Here is a 14,284-nt window from a genome sequence, read left to right on the forward strand (position 1 = left end):
GGGGGTGTGCTTTTTGACTGGCGCCGAACGCGGCGAAGAAGCTTAGCGCACGCGCATGCCCGGCTTCGCGCCGCTATGCGGTTCGAGGATGTAGAGGCCGGGTTCGGCTTTTTCGTTTGCCGAAGAGGCCGCGAGCACCATGCCCTCCGACATGCCGAACTTCATCTTGCGCGGCGCGAGGTTCGCGACCATTACCGTGTACTTGCCCTTCAGGTCCTCCGGCTTGTACGCCGAGCGGATGCCCGAGAACACGTTGCGGGTCTTTTCCTCGCCCACGTCGAGCGTGAGTTGCAGCAGCTTGTCCGAGCCTTCGACGATAGTGCAGTCGACGATCAGCGCGATGCGCAGGTCGATCTTCGCGAAGTCGTCGATGGAAATCACGCCCGGCGTTTCGTCCACGGCGGCCGCCTTCTTCGCTTCCTTCGCGGCCTTCGACTTCGTGTTCGCCTCGGCGGCGGGGGCTTCCGCCGTGGCTTGCAGCGAGTCGCGGTTCGCGGCCAGCAGCGCTTCGATCTGCTTCGGGTCCACGCGCGTCATCAAGTGCTTGTACGCGTTGATCGGACGTTGCGACGAGATTGCGTTATTCGCGTCGGCCCACGTGAGCGGCTCGATCGCGAGGAACTGCTCGACGCCTTCCGCGAGTTGCGGCAGCACCGGCTTGAGCGCGAGCGAGAGCAGGCGGAACGCTTCGAGGCTCACGCTGCAGGTTTCGTGCAGCGCGACCGCGTTGGCCGCGTCTTTCGCCTGTTCCCACGGCTTGGCCGTATCGACATAACCGTTCACGGCGTCGGCGAGTTCCATCGTCGTACGCAGCGCGCGGCTGTATTCGCGCGCCTCGTAATGCGCGGCGATCTGCGGAATGGCGGCGCGCAGCTGCTCCAGCAACGGGTGCTTCATCGCGCTGTCCTGCACGCGGCCGTCGAAGCGCTTGATGAGGAAGCCCGCCGCACGGCTCGCGATGTTGATGTACTTGCCGACGAGGTCGCTGTTCACGCGCGCCTGGAAGTCTTCGAGGTTGAGGTCGAGGTCTTCCATCGTGCTGTTGAGCTTGGCGGCGAAGTAGTAGCGCAGCCACTCGGGATTCAGGCCCGTCGTCACGTAGCTTTCGGCCGTGATGAAGGTACCGCGCGACTTCGACATCTTCGCGCCGTCCACCGTGAGGAAGCCGTGCGCGAACACGTTGGTGGGCGTGCGATGGCCCGAGAATTCGAGCATGGCCGGCCAGAACAGCGTGTGGAAATACAGGATGTCCTTGCCGATGAAGTGGTACTGCTCCGTTTTCGAGCCGGCCTTCACCCAGTCTTCGAAGTTCAGGCCGCGCTTCTCGCACAGGTTCTTGAAGCTCGCGTAGTAACCCACCGGCGCGTCGAGCCACACGTAGAAGTACTTGCCCGGCGCGCCCGGAATCTCGAAGCCGAAGTACGGCGCGTCGCGCGAGATGTCCCAGTCGGCGAGCTTCGATTCGCCCGAGTCGCCGAGCCATTCGCGCATCTTGTTGGTTGCCTCGGGCTGCGCGAGGCCGGCCACCCAGCCGCGCAGGAACTGCTCGCAACGCGGGTCGGAGAGGCGGAAGAAGTAATGCGTCGAGGTCTTGCGGATGGGCGTGGCGCCCGAGACCACCGAGTACGGATTCTTCAGGTCCGTGGGCGCGTAGGTCGAGCCGCACACTTCGCAGCTGTCGCCGTACTGGTCCTTCGCGCCGCACTTCGGGCACTCGCCCTTGATGAAGCGGTCCGGCAGGAACATGTTCTTGACCGGATCGTAGGCCTGCTCGATGTCGCGCGTTTCGATGAAACCCGCTTCCTTGAGCGCCAGATACACCGACTCGGAGAGCACGCGGTTTTCGTCGGAATCGGTCGAGTAGTAATTGTCGAACGACACGCCGAAGCTGTCGAAGTCGCGCTTGTGTTCCTGCCAGACGCGCGCGATCAACTGCTGCGGCGTGAGGCCTTCTTTCTCGGCGCGCAGCATGACGGGCGTGCCGTGGGTGTCGTCGGCGCCGACGTAGTAGACCTCGTGACCGTGCATTCGCAGCGCGCGAACCCAGATGTCCGTCTGGATGTACTCGACCAGATGGCCGATGTGGATTTGCCCGTTGGCGTAGGGCAGGGCAGACGTGACGAGGATCTGGCGGCGGCCGCTGTTGACGGCAGACGCGCCGGCGGCAACGAGGTCGGTGGCGGGTGCTGACATAGAGTGGGGGTTCCGGTGTTGCGGGAGGTCGAAAGCGCGATTTTAACAGGGCGCCTGGCCCGTCGCCCGGCCAGGGGATGGAGGCGCGAATGCGCGGCGGCACGCGGGCGCGCAGGAGCCGGCACGCGCTGCGCCGCGAGAACCGCGAATGCTAGTTGCCGCGGCATGTGGCAAATGCATGTGGCAAATGCGTGGCACATGCATGCTGCAATGCACAATCGCCAGGCAAAAAAAACCGGGGCAAGAAGATGGCCCCGGAGCAACAACGACAAGAGGAGAATGGTGACGCGGCGGCATCGCCAGCCACGTACCGTAAAGACAGACAGCAGCTTTTTCGGAGAGTTCGAAAATTTTTTCGATTCTTTCGAAAGCCGGTGCCGGGCAGGGTTTCGGACTGTATCCAGCCCGCGCTTTCACCGTTTTGCCACCCGTTTTGTCACCCGTTTCGCATCCACGCTGTGCGCCTTCACGGCCGATCCGGCGCCGAATCTACGCGATCCGGCGCCTTCTTCCTGCAATTTCGTCACTCGCTGCGTCGTTGCAGGTCAGACGCTATTACTGTGCGTGCTGTGCCGTGGCGCGCAGGTAAATTTCCACGCGACGGTTGGCGGTGCGGCCCGCTTCCGTGCTGTTGTCGGCGATCGGCTGGGTGTCGCCGCGGCCTTCGGCGGCCATGCGCTGCATCGGGATGCCGCGGCTCGCCAGGTAGTTCACCACGCTCTGGGCGCGGTTGACCGACAGCGTCTGGTTGTAGGCCGGCTGGCCGGTGTTATCCGTATGGCCCACGACCTGGGCGACGACTTCCGGGTTCTGCTGGAGCGTCTGCGCGACCTGGTCGAGCACCGGCGCGAACGACGGCTTGATCGCGTAGCTGTTCGTATCGAACGTCACGTTGCTCGGGATGTTGAGCTTGAGCGAGCCGTCCGGCTGCTCCGTGATCTGCGTGCCCGTGCCCTTGGTGGCGCCCGAGAGCTTGTTGTGGATGGCTTGCCAGTTGTAACCGGTGATACCGCCCACCAGCGCGCCCGCGCCGGCGCCGATCGCCGCGCCCTTGCCGCCGCCGAAGATCGCGCCCAGCGCGGCGCCGGTGCCCGCGCCCACGCCCGTGCCGACGGCCGTGTTGGTGCCTTGTTGCGTGGCGCAACCGGCGACGAGTGCGCCGGCCACGGCGAAGACGGACAGACGGGTCAGGATTCTTGTGTTCATTTGCTTTCCTCTCTTGAGTGGAACGGACGGCGCGCGCGAGTTCGAAATCGCCCTGGGGTGTCGATTCTGCCGACTGATCTCAGGGTCTTCGGACGGTGCGCGGCGGCAGCTACTACAATGACGGCGTACAGCGTGGTGCCATCAGCATGAATCGTGCGCGTGTCGCCTGACGTCTTGGTGTCGACGCAGGCGGTCGACGCGGCATCGGCGCAAAGCGTGCCTTGCTGGACCCTTTTACGCAATCCAGCTTAACAATTTCTTTCGATTTCCGGCGTTAGCGCGACCGGCCCCGGCTTTCGGGAACCGCGCGTGCCGCCGGGATCTCCCCACGGAGTCTCAATGAGCATAGATCGGTCTACGGTCGATGCCGCGCTCGCGGCCTTGACGGATCCGAATACGGGCCGGCCGTACGCGGCGGCCAAGGGCGTGCGCAACGTCACGATCGACGGCGCGACGGTGGGCGTCGAGATCGTGCTCGGCTATCCGGCGAAAAGCCAGTTCGCCGCCGTGCGCGCGCAGGTCGAGGCGGCGCTCGCCGCGGTGCCGGGCGTGGCCGCGAGCCGGGTCGACGTGAAGAGCGAGATCGCCGCGCATACCGTGCAACGCGGCGTGAAACTCTTGCCTAACGTGAAAAATATCGTCGCCGTGGCGTCGGGCAAGGGCGGCGTGGGCAAGAGCACGACCGCCGTGAATCTGGCGCTCGCGCTCGCGGCGGAAGGCGCTTCGGTTGGCATTCTGGACGCCGACATCTACGGTCCCTCGCTGCCCATGATGCTCGGCATCGAAGGCCGCCCCGAGTCGCCCGACGGCCAGTCGATGAATCCGCTCGAAGGCCACGGCGTGCAGGCGAATTCGATCGGCTTTCTGGTCGAGCAGGACAACCCGATGGTGTGGCGCGGCCCGATGGCGACCTCGGCGCTCGAACAGTTGCTGCGCCAGACCAACTGGCGCGAGCTGGACTACCTCGTCGTCGACATGCCGCCGGGCACGGGCGACATCCAGCTCACGCTCTCGCAGCGCGTGCCGGTCACGGGCGCCGTGATCGTCACGACGCCGCAGGACATCGCGCTGCTCGACGCGAAGAAAGGTCTCAAGATGTTCGAGAAGGTGGGCATTCCGATCCTGGGCATCGTCGAGAACATGGCGGTGCACATCTGTTCGCACTGCGGTCATGCCGAGCATGTATTCGGCGCGGGCGGCGGCGAGCGCATGGCGAAGGAATACGGCGTGGAAGTGCTCGGCAGCCTGCCGCTCGACATCGCGATTCGCGAGCAGGCCGACTCGGGCAAGCCCACCGTGGCCGCCGCGCCGGACAGCCCCGTGGCGGACATTTATCGCGCGGTCGCGCGCCGCGTGGCGATCCAGATCGCCGAGCGCGCGCGCGACATGACGTCGAAATTCCCGACCATCGTCGTGCAGAACACCTGAGTCGTCTGCGCAGCGCAGGCGCGCGGGGCCGCCCGCAGCGGGCATCCCGGCGGCGGGCATGCGGTCTGCGTCCCGTCGCGAGTCTCCTCGCGCCTGTCGCGCGGTGCCGATGTCTCGATACGCGCTGAGGCACGGTGAACGCCACCGCGAATCCCGGCCGGAGCCGCTCGAAGCCCGTCATGCGCTTGGGGACAGATAGCCGCGCCCTGCGCCGCGTGCGCGGTATCATGTGGGCTTCATCGGGTCTGGCCCGGCGGCCGCAGCGGGCGGGGACGGGTTGGCAAGAGGATCGCATGGAAAGAGGACACGGCAGGCAAGCGGGGAATTGGCAGATCGCGCGCGGGGTGGGGCATGGCGCGGGCGCGCTGGCGCTCGCCGGCCTGGTGCTGCTCGCGGGCTGCACGAGTTTCATGGGCCAGCAGGACAAGCGCGCCAGCGCGCAACTCCAGCCCACCGTGGGCAGCCAGGTGCGCGGTACCGTGTCGTTCGTCGAGCACTCTGACGGCGTGCAGGTGAGCTACAACCTCGCGGGCCTGCCGCCCGACAGCGATCACGCCCTGCAGATTCACGAGCGCGGCGACTGCTACGCGACCGACGCGTCCAGCGCCGGCGCCGTGTTCGCGCCCGCCGCCGAGCACCTCAAGCACGGTGCGCGCGTGGAAGGCGACATCGGCAATATTCACGCGGACGCCAACGGCGTGGCCACCGGCTTTCTCGTTGCCCCCGACGTCTCGCTCGACGGCGTGCGCTCCGTGCTGCAACGCGCCGTGGTCGTGCATCGCGACGCCATCGACCCGTACGCCTACCCGCAGCGCGGCACCGGCCCGGCCATCGCCTGCGGGCAGATTCGCGCCCAGTGAGGCGTTCCACGGCCGCCGTGGCTGGCGTTCCTTGCACACCTGCGATCCCCCGCGCGTAATCGCGTAAAATAGGCGCCTTTCGCAAGCGGCGGCGCGTTGCCGCCGGCTTTCCCGACCCGTTTTTTTCGTTAGCAGCGACACATGGCAATCAAATCCGACAAGTGGATCCGGCGCATGGCCGAAGGACACAAGATGATCGAGCCGTTCGTGCGCGACCAGGTCCGCACCTCGGAAGACGGCCGCAAGATCGTCAGCTACGGCACCTCGAGCTACGGCTACGACATTCGCTGCGCCGACGAATTCAAGATCTTCACGAACATCAACTCGACGATCGTCGATCCGAAGAACTTCGACGAGAAGTCGTTTGTCGACTTCAAGGGCGACGTCTGCATCATCCCGCCCAACTCGTTCGCGCTCGCGCGCACGGTCGAATATTTCCGCATTCCGCGCAACGTGCTGACCGTCTGCCTCGGCAAGTCCACGTACGCGCGCTGCGGGATCATCGTCAACGTGACGCCGTTCGAACCCGAGTGGGAAGGCTACGTGACGCTCGAATTCTCGAATACGACACCTTTGCCTGCGAAAATCTACGCGAACGAGGGCGTCGCGCAGGTGTTGTTCTTCGAGAGCGACGAGATTTGCGAAGTGTCTTACGCCGATCGCGGCGGCAAGTATCAAGGTCAGCACGGCGTGACCTTGCCGAAGACCTGACGTTCGAGCGCACTTAACCCACTGGATTCAAGACATACGGGGACCGCTGCGCGTTACATGCAGCGGTCGTTTCTTTTGGAGATTCGCCCATGAAGTTTCGCTTTCCCGTCGTCATCATCGACGAAGATTTTCGCTCCGAGAACATCTCGGGTTCCGGCATCCGGGCGCTCGCCGAAGCCATTGAGAAAGAGGGCGCGGAAGTCCTCGGACTGACGAGCTACGGCGATCTCACGTCGTTCGCGCAGCAGTCGAGCCGCGCCTCCTGCTTCATTCTCTCGATCGACGACGACGAGCTGCTGCCCTACGTGGAAGGCACCGACGGCGACGCGCCCGAGCACGCGCCCGCCATCGTCGCGCTGCGCGCGTTCATGGAAGCGGTGCGCAAGCGCAACGCCGACATCCCCATCTTCCTGTACGGCGAAACGCGCACCTCGCGCCACTTGCCGAACGACATCCTGCGCGAACTGCACGGCTTCATCCACATGTTCGAGGACACGCCGGAGTTCGTCGCGCGTCACGTGATTCGCGAAGCGAAGGTGTATCTGGACGCGCTCGCGCCGCCGTTCTTCAAGGAACTGGTGCAATACGCCGACGAAGGCTCGTACTCGTGGCACTGCCCCGGCCACTCGGGCGGCGTGGCGTTCCTGAAGAACCCGCTCGGCCAGATGTTCCACCAATTCTTCGGCGAGAACATGCTGCGCGCGGACGTGTGCAACGCCGTGGAAGAACTCGGCCAGCTGCTCGATCACACCGGCCCGGTCGCGGCTTCGGAGCGCAACGCGGCGCGCATTTTCAGCGCGGACCACGTGTTCTTCGTGACCAACGGCACCTCCACGTCGAACAAGATCGTCTGGCACGCCACCGTGGCGCCGGGCGACATCGTGCTGGTGGACCGCAACTGCCACAAGTCGATCCTGCACGCGATCACGATGACGGGCGCGATTCCCGTGTTCCTCACGCCCACGCGCAACAACTTCGGCATCATCGGCCCGATTCCGCGCGACGAGTTCAAGCCGGAGAACATCCGCAAGAAGATCGAGGCGAACCCGTTCGCCCGTGAAGCGCTCGCGAAGAATCCGAACCTCAAGCCGCGCATTCTCACGATCACGCAGAGCACCTACGACGGCGTGGTCTACAACGTCGAGATGATCAAGGACCTGCTCGGCGACATGCTCGACACGCTGCATTTCGACGAAGCCTGGCTGCCGCACGCCGAGTTCCACGAGTTCTACCAGGACATGCACGCGATCGGCGCGGGCCGGCCGCGCACCAAGGCGCTCGTGTTCGCCACGCACTCCACGCACAAGCTGCTCGCCGGCATTTCGCAGGCCTCGCAGATCGTCGTGCAGGACAGCGAAGACAGCGTGTTCGACCGCCATCGTTTCAACGAGGCGTACCTGATGCACACGTCCACCTCGCCGCAGTACGCGATCATCGCGTCGTGCGACGTGGCCGCGGCGATGATGGAAGCGCCGGGCGGCCCCGCGCTCGTGGAAGAATCGATCGCCGAAGCGCTCGACTTCCGCCGCGCCATGCGCAAGGTCGACGCCGAATACGGCGAAGACTGGTTCTTCCAGGTGTGGGGCCCGGACGAGCTGGCCGAGGAAGGCATCGGTTCGCGCGACGACTGGATGCTGCGCCCGAACGATCACTGGCACGGTTTCGGCGCGCTGGCCGAGAACTTCAACATGCTGGACCCGATCAAGGCGACCATCGTCACGCCGGGTCTGGACGTGGACGGCGAGTTCGGCGACTCGGGCATTCCGGCCGCCATCGTCACGAAGTACCTGGCCGAGCACGGCATCATCGTGGAGAAGACGGGCCTGTACTCGTTCTTCATCATGTTCACGATCGGCATCACCAAGGGCCGCTGGAACTCGATGGTCACCGAACTCCAGCAGTTCAAGGACGACTACGACAACAACCAGCCGCTGTGGCGCGTGCTGCCCGAGTTCGTCGCGCAGCACCCGATGTACGAGCGCATGGGCCTGCGCGATCTGTGCCAGCAGATCCACAGCGTCTACCGCGCCAACGACATCGCGCGTCTCACGACCGAGATGTATCTGTCGACGATGGAACCGGCCATGAAGCCGTCCGACGCGTTCGCCAAGCTCGCGCACCGCGAGATCGACCGCGTGCCTATCGACGAACTCGAAGGCCGTGTCACGTCGATCCTGCTCACGCCGTACCCGCCGGGCATTCCGCTGCTGATTCCGGGCGAGCGCTTCAACAAGACGATCGTGAACTACCTCAAGTTCGCGCGCGAATTCAACGAGCGCTTCCCGGGCTTCCACACCGATATCCACGGACTCGTCGGCGAGATGATCAACGGCCGCGTCGAGTATTTCGTGGATTGCGTGCGCGGCTGAGCGTGGGGGCGGCCGGTATGACGGTGCGGAGTCTGCGCGGGTTCGCAAGCAGGGCGGCGCTATCGGCGGCGGCCGTGCTGATGCTGGCGGCCGGTGCGCCCGCGCGCGCCGAAGTCGCGGCGGCGGACCCCATCGACACGGCCATGCGCACCTGTCTCGCGCGCGCCGACCGGTCGTCGACGGCGGGGCAGATCCAGTGCATGGACGAGTCGCGCACGGCGTGGCGCAGCGCCGCCGACGCGGCGTTCACGCAACTGCTCGCGAAGGTGCCGGCGGCGCAGCAAAAGCGCTGGCGCCTGAGCCAGCAGAAGTGGGTGGCGTGGCGCGACGCCGAGGACACCATGCTCGGCGCGGCGTTCGCGACCACGAGCGGCAGCCAGTATCAGCTTTACGAAGCCGACATGCGGCTGCAACCCGTGCGCGACCGCGCGCTCGCGCTGCGCAACGAGGCCACCCGCTACGCCGGCAACAATGGCGGCAAGCTGCCGCGCGGCCGCGCGTGCAGCGCCGACGCGCGTTGCGAGCACGTGAGTTACGACCTCAACCGCTACTATCGCCAGCTGTATGCGCGCATGCCCAGGCACGCGCGCCTCACGGTGTCGCGCGCGCAAAGCGCGTGGCGCGCGTATCGCGACGCGACCACGCCGCTGATCGACGATCATGCGCGGCTCGATCTGCTCGGCGCGCGGCTCGCCACCTTGAAGCGGCTCGCCGAAACGGTGAACAACCGCTGAGCTTCGGCAGCGGCGAATTCTGTCGATGTCGATGTCGAAACGAAACAGGCGCGAACTTCGCGCCTGTTTTGCTTTGTGCGTCCCTCGAGCGGCGTCAGTCGAGAATGAACTGCTCCGGCGCGCGAGCGGGCAGCGAGGTCGGTTCGCCGAGCAGGTCGCGCAGCGCGGTTTCGATGCTCACCGACATCGCGTTGAGCGCAAGGTCGTTGTCCTCGGTGCCGAACGGATCCTCGATCTGCGAGGCGATCGCCTCGTGCGCCATGAACGCGTAGGCCACGAACACGGCGAAGATCGGCGTGAGCCAGCCGATGCTGTCGACGAGCCCGAACGGCAGCAACGCGCAGAAGAAGTACACGGTGCGATGGATCATCACCGTGTAGGCGAACGGCAGCGGCGTGGAGACGATGCGCTCGCAACCGCCGATCACGTCCGAAATGCCGTTTAGATTGCGCTCGAAGGCGAGCACGCCGTAGCCGTCGAGACGGCCTTCGCGCGCCTCGCGCCGCACCCATTCGCCCGCGCACAGCATGAGCGTGGCGGAGCGGTAGCGCGAGGCCATCACGCGTTCGAGCACTGGGGCGGGCAGGCGCGCGGCGAGATCGCTGTGCGGGTCGGTGTTGCGCAGTTGATGGCGCAGCGCGTGCGGCAGTGCGCACAGCAGTTGCACGAAGGCGCGGGCGCGTTCATGCGCGGCGCGCCCGTCGCCGTCATCGGCATCGGCAGCGGCATCGGCGGTACCGGCAGCCGGGCGCGGCAACGTGAGCGCCTCGCGGGCGAGCGAGCGCGAGTCGTTGAGCAGCGCGCCCCAGAGCTTGCGGCCTTCCCAGTAGCGGTCGTAGCTCGCGCTGTTGCGAAAGCCGAGAAACACGGCGAGCGCGATGCCGATCAGCGAGAACGGCACGGTGCTCAGACTCACCGTGACGCGGAAGATGTGATCGTGCGCGGCCACGGCCACGAGCGAGAGGCACAGCACGAGAAAGAGGCGCGGCAGCAGTTGCGGCAGCACGGAACCGCGCCACGCGAGCAGCATGCGGAACCAGTGGAGATGGGGGCGGACGATCATCGGGGCGAACGGTCTGGAGCGTGGGCGTGAGCAAAAAACGCGGCGGCGCGGCAAGACGAGTCGGCAAACTCAGCCTGGCGCCGGACACCGACAGGACATTCCGTCAGTATCGCGCGAGATCGTAGACGATGGCGCGAGTCGGGCGGGCGCACAGCTGCGGCATTTCGCGGCGGATACAGCGCGGCGCGCCGAGGCCGCCCAGGCCGCGCGGGCCGCACGCGCGGCGCACGGCATCGGCGAAAAGAAAAAGCGCGCGACGTGAGGAACGTCGCGCGCTTTCTATCGCACTGTTTTTTTGTGCCGATGGGCGGTGGCGTCTTCCCGCTATGCCGAAATTGCCGCCGCCCGGCTGCCGGTGCCGTTACTTCAGCGCCGCACGCGCCGCCGCGATGGCTGCACGAACCTGCTCGGGCGCGGTGCCGCCCGGATGGTTACGCGCCGACACCGAACCTTCGAGCGTTAGCACTGCGAACACGTCTTCGGCCAGCAGATGCGCGACCGCCGGCAGTTCCGCGCGCATTTCGTCGAGCGAGAGGTCGGCGAGATCGCAGTTGCGGTCCACGCAGATCCGCACCGCGTGCGCCACGGCTTCGTGCGCGTCGCGGAACGGCAGGCCCTTCTTCACGAGGTAGTCGGCGAGGTCGGTGGCGGTGGAGAAGCCTTGCAGCGCGGCTGCGCGCATCGCCTCGGCCTTGACCGTGATGCCGGCGACCATTTCCGCGAAGATGCGCAGCGTGTCCGCGACCGTATCGACGGTGTCGAACAGCGGCTCCTTGTCTTCCTGGTTGTCCTTGTTGTACGCGAGCGGCTGGCCCTTCATGAGCGTGAGCAGGCCCATCAGATGGCCGTTCACGCGGCCGGTCTTGCCGCGCGCGAGTTCGGGCACGTCGGGGTTCTTCTTCTGCGGCATGATCGACGAGCCGGTGCAGAAGCGGTCGGCGATGTCGATAAAGCCCACGCGCGGGCTGACCCACAGCACGAGTTCTTCCGAGAAGCGCGAGACGTGCGTCATCACGAGCGCGGCGGCGGCCGTGAATTCGATCGCGAAGTCGCGGTCGGAGACGGCGTCGAGCGAGTTCGCGCAGATGCCGTCGAAGCCCAGCGTTTTCGCCACGGCGAAACGGTCGATCGGGTAGCTCGTGCCCGCGAGCGCGGCGGCGCCGAGCGGCAGACGGTTCACGCGCTTGCGGCAGTCGGCCATGCGCTCGGCATCGCGCGAGAACATTTCCACGTAGGCGAGCAGGTGATGGCCGAAGGTGACGGGCTGCGCCACCTGCAGGTGCGTGAAGCCCGGCATGATGGTGCCCGCGTGCTGTTCCGCGAGGTCGAGCAGCGCGCCGCGCAGGTCGCCGAGCAGGCCGCCGATGCGGTCGATTTCGCCGCGCAACCACAGGCGGATGTCGGTCGCGACCTGGTCGTTGCGCGAGCGGCCCGTGTGCAGGCGTTTGCCCGCGTCGCCGATCAGCGCGGTCAGGCGCGCTTCGATGTTCAGGTGCACGTCTTCGAGGTCGAGTTGCCACTCGAACTCGCCGCGCTCGATTTCGCCCTGGATCTGTGCCATGCCGCCCTGGATGGCGGCGAGGTCGTCGGCGGAGATGATCTTTTGTGCGGCCAGCATCGACGCGTGCGCGAGCGAGCCTTCGATGTCGACGAGCGCGAGACGCTTGTCGAAGAACACCGACGACGTATAGCGTTTGACCAGCTCCGACATGGGCTCGGAGAAGCGAGCCGACCAGGCTTCGCCTTTTTTGTGCAGTTGGGACGTCATGATGATGGGCCGTGGGCGATGGAAAGCGGGCCGCGCGCGGGCGCGTTGGCGCGGGCCGGCGCGGCAAGAAAGTTGACGATTTTACCACCCGCGCCCGGCGCGGCTCCTCGTCGCCCGTCAGGCGAGGGACCGCCGGCGCTCAAAGGCGCACGAGCACGACCAGCTTCAGATCCTCGCGATGCGCGGGCTTGAAGGTGATCTGGTCGTAAGCAATGCGGCCGTGGCGCGGATGATGGAACTCGCGGCGGCCGCCTTCGCGCTCGAAGACGTCCTGCGAGGCCCAGAAACGCGCGAATTCGTCGCTCGAGGCGATCAGCGAGTCGATCAGCGTGCGGGTGGGCGCGTCGCTCAGGTGCCGGATCGAGTCGGCGCGAAATTCGGCCGCGAGACGGCGCGCGCGGGTTTCCCAGTCGACGATCAACTCGCGCCCGAGCGGCTCCGTGAAGGTGAAGCGCAGCAGATTGCGGTCGTGATCGCCGTCGAGCCAGCCCGTGAAGAGATCGGCGGCGGGTTCGTTCCAGGCGAGCGCGGTCCACTGGCGGTCGAGCACGTAGGCGGGCGCGTTCACGAGCTGCACGGTTTGCAGCAGCGTGGCGGGCGCGTCGGCGGCGGTGGGATCGGGTTCGGCCGGGTCGCGCTGCGCGGCCAGTTCGAACAGGTAGGCGCGTTCGGCGCGCGAGAGCCGCAGCGCGACGGCGATGCGCGCGAGCGCGTCCGCCGAGGCCGAAACGGGCCGGCCCTGTTCGATCCACGTGTACCAGGTCGGGCTCACGCCGCACAGCTGCGCGACTTCCTCGCGGCGCAGCCCCGGCGTGCGGCGGCGCGGGCCGGGCGGCAGGCCGACTTCCTGCGGCGAAAGCCGTTCGCGATGCGCGCGGATGAAGTCGCCGAGCGCGCGCGCGGGCGTGGCGTCGAGGGTGGTCTCGCTGGAATCGGCGGAATCGTGGCGCATGGGACGTGGGCTGGTGCTGGCGATACCAGAATAATTGCTTAACTTGTACTGGTACAAGCGGGCCTCTATTGTAGCGGCAGACGCGGCCGTTCCCGCGCGTCGAACGCCACGAACACGAAGCTTTTCCCCACGAACGCCGCACAAGGAGCACGCGATGAAGCATCACGATCAGGTCGCCGACGCATTCGGCTCGACCGCCGCCGCCTATCTCACGAGTCAGGTCCACGCGAGCGGCGCGGACCTGGAGAACCTCGCCGCGACCTTCGCGGCCACCTGCGGCAATGCGACGGTGCTGGACATGGGTTGCGGCGCGGGCCACGCGAGCTTTGCCGTCGCGCCGCACGTGCGCGAAGTGGTCGCCTACGACATCGCCCCGCAGATGCTCGCCACGGTCGAGGCCGCCGCGAAGGAGCGCGGGCTCGCGACGGTGCGCACGCAGCAGGGCGCCGCCGAAACCTTGCCGTTCGCCGACGCGAGCTTCAACTGGGTCGTGACCCGCATGAGCGCGCATCACTGGCGCGACGTGCCGCGCGCGCTCGCCGAGGTGCAGCGCGTGCTCAAGCCGGGCGGCCGCATCAAGTTCATCGATATCGCGGGCATCGACGATCCGCTCTACGACACGCATATTCAGGCGATCGAACTGTTGCGCGACGCCTCGCATATTCGCGACTATCGCGCCGACGAATGGCTCGCGATGCTCGACGCCGCGGGTATCGACGCGAAGGTGAGCGAACGCTGGCGCATCACGCTGGACTTCGACTCGTGGGTCGCGCGCATGCGCACGCCGCCCGAACGCGTGACGGCGATCCGCTCGATGTGGGAGCGCGCGCCCGACGAAGTGCGCCAATACTTCGACGTGCAAAGCGATTTGTCTTTCAAGCTGGACGCGCTGATGCTGGAGGGGACGCGGCGGGGGTGAGGGCTTACCCGCGCGGGCGTCGATGAGATTGACGTGCCGCAACCCGGAGGAATGGGGCGCGTGGTACTGATACAGGCTTCA

The 14,284-nt window shown here is 66.5% G+C and carries 11 protein-coding genes; 6 read left to right on the plus strand and 5 right to left on the minus strand.

Translation table 11 applies throughout. From position 1 onward, the window contains the following. Positions 1-42: 42 nt before the first annotated feature. Both metG and FAZ98_RS03545 read right to left on the minus strand, forming a co-directional pair. Positions 43-2,193 carry a methionine--tRNA ligase gene (gene metG / locus FAZ98_RS03540; protein ID WP_158948829.1) on the minus strand — a complete coding sequence of 717 codons (2,151 nt, stop codon included), beginning with the start codon at positions 2,191-2,193 and terminating at the stop codon, positions 43-45. 555 nt (positions 2,194-2,748) lie between these two features. Continuing rightward, on the minus strand, positions 2,749-3,399 hold the full coding sequence (locus FAZ98_RS03545) for an OmpA family protein (RefSeq protein ID WP_158948831.1): 651 nt from the start codon (positions 3,397-3,399) through the stop codon (positions 2,749-2,751). Positions 3,400-3,738: 339 nt separating this feature from the next. Here FAZ98_RS03545 and apbC point away from each other — a divergent pair, with 339 nt between their 5' ends. From apbC to FAZ98_RS03570, 5 genes are all read left to right on the plus strand, one after another. After that, on the plus strand, positions 3,739-4,827 hold the full coding sequence (apbC, locus tag FAZ98_RS03550; RefSeq protein ID WP_158948833.1) for an iron-sulfur cluster carrier protein ApbC: 1,089 nt from the start codon (positions 3,739-3,741) through the stop codon (positions 4,825-4,827). A gap of 293 nt (positions 4,828-5,120) precedes the next feature. Continuing rightward, a complete protein-coding gene (locus FAZ98_RS03555; protein ID WP_158948835.1) occupies positions 5,121-5,687 on the plus strand; it encodes a superoxide dismutase family protein in 567 nt (188 codons plus the stop codon). A 141-nt stretch (positions 5,688-5,828) separates the two neighbouring features. Then, positions 5,829-6,398, plus strand: a complete 570-nt coding sequence (dcd, locus tag FAZ98_RS03560; protein ID WP_158948837.1) for a dCTP deaminase — start codon at positions 5,829-5,831, stop codon at positions 6,396-6,398. A gap of 89 nt (positions 6,399-6,487) precedes the next feature. Then, positions 6,488-8,767: an arginine/lysine/ornithine decarboxylase gene (locus FAZ98_RS03565; RefSeq protein WP_158948839.1), complete on the plus strand. Its 2,280-nt coding sequence runs from the start codon at positions 6,488-6,490 to the stop codon at positions 8,765-8,767. A gap of 17 nt (positions 8,768-8,784) precedes the next feature. Further along, positions 8,785-9,501, plus strand: a complete 717-nt coding sequence (locus FAZ98_RS03570) for a lysozyme inhibitor LprI family protein (RefSeq protein WP_158948841.1) — start codon at positions 8,785-8,787, stop codon at positions 9,499-9,501. A 94-nt stretch (positions 9,502-9,595) separates the two neighbouring features. Here the strand turns inward: FAZ98_RS03570 and FAZ98_RS03575 are convergent, their stop codons facing one another. From FAZ98_RS03575 to FAZ98_RS03585, 3 genes are all read right to left on the minus strand, one after another. Further along, positions 9,596-10,564, minus strand: coding sequence for a bestrophin family protein (locus FAZ98_RS03575; protein ID WP_158948843.1), 969 nt, complete (start codon positions 10,562-10,564; stop codon positions 9,596-9,598). Positions 10,565-10,925: 361 nt separating this feature from the next. Beyond that, positions 10,926-12,332: an argininosuccinate lyase gene (gene argH / locus FAZ98_RS03580; RefSeq protein ID WP_158948845.1), complete on the minus strand. Its 1,407-nt coding sequence runs from the start codon at positions 12,330-12,332 to the stop codon at positions 10,926-10,928. Positions 12,333-12,471: 139 nt separating this feature from the next. Then, entirely contained in the window at positions 12,472-13,284 is an 813-nt protein-coding gene (locus FAZ98_RS03585; RefSeq protein ID WP_158948847.1) for a helix-turn-helix transcriptional regulator, read from the minus strand. A 154-nt stretch (positions 13,285-13,438) separates the two neighbouring features. Here FAZ98_RS03585 and FAZ98_RS03590 point away from each other — a divergent pair, with 154 nt between their 5' ends. Further along, entirely contained in the window at positions 13,439-14,203 is a 765-nt protein-coding gene (locus tag FAZ98_RS03590) for a class I SAM-dependent methyltransferase (RefSeq protein WP_158948849.1), read from the plus strand. The last annotated feature ends 81 nt before the right edge of the window (positions 14,204-14,284 follow it).

Origin of the sequence: Paraburkholderia acidisoli (genome assembly GCF_009789675.1) — a bacterium.
GTDB classification, from domain to species: domain Bacteria; phylum Pseudomonadota; class Gammaproteobacteria; order Burkholderiales; family Burkholderiaceae; genus Paraburkholderia; species Paraburkholderia acidisoli.

Coding starts and splice junctions, on each gene's coding strand:
- metG (WP_158948829.1), bottom strand. CDS start 2,193: ATGTCAGCACCCGCCACCGACCTCGTTGCCGCCGGCGCGTCTGCCGTC.
- FAZ98_RS03545 (WP_158948831.1), bottom strand. CDS start 3,399: ATGAACACAAGAATCCTGACCCGTCTGTCCGTCTTCGCCGTGGCCGGC.
- apbC (WP_158948833.1), top strand. CDS start 3,739: ATGAGCATAGATCGGTCTACGGTCGATGCCGCGCTCGCGGCCTTGACG.
- FAZ98_RS03555 (WP_158948835.1), top strand. CDS start 5,121: ATGGAAAGAGGACACGGCAGGCAAGCGGGGAATTGGCAGATCGCGCGC.
- dcd (WP_158948837.1), top strand. CDS start 5,829: ATGGCAATCAAATCCGACAAGTGGATCCGGCGCATGGCCGAAGGACAC.
- FAZ98_RS03565 (WP_158948839.1), top strand. CDS start 6,488: ATGAAGTTTCGCTTTCCCGTCGTCATCATCGACGAAGATTTTCGCTCC.
- FAZ98_RS03570 (WP_158948841.1), top strand. CDS start 8,785: ATGACGGTGCGGAGTCTGCGCGGGTTCGCAAGCAGGGCGGCGCTATCG.
- FAZ98_RS03575 (WP_158948843.1), bottom strand. CDS start 10,564: ATGATCGTCCGCCCCCATCTCCACTGGTTCCGCATGCTGCTCGCGTGG.
- argH (WP_158948845.1), bottom strand. CDS start 12,332: ATGACGTCCCAACTGCACAAAAAAGGCGAAGCCTGGTCGGCTCGCTTC.
- FAZ98_RS03585 (WP_158948847.1), bottom strand. CDS start 13,284: ATGCGCCACGATTCCGCCGATTCCAGCGAGACCACCCTCGACGCCACG.
- FAZ98_RS03590 (WP_158948849.1), top strand. CDS start 13,439: ATGAAGCATCACGATCAGGTCGCCGACGCATTCGGCTCGACCGCCGCC.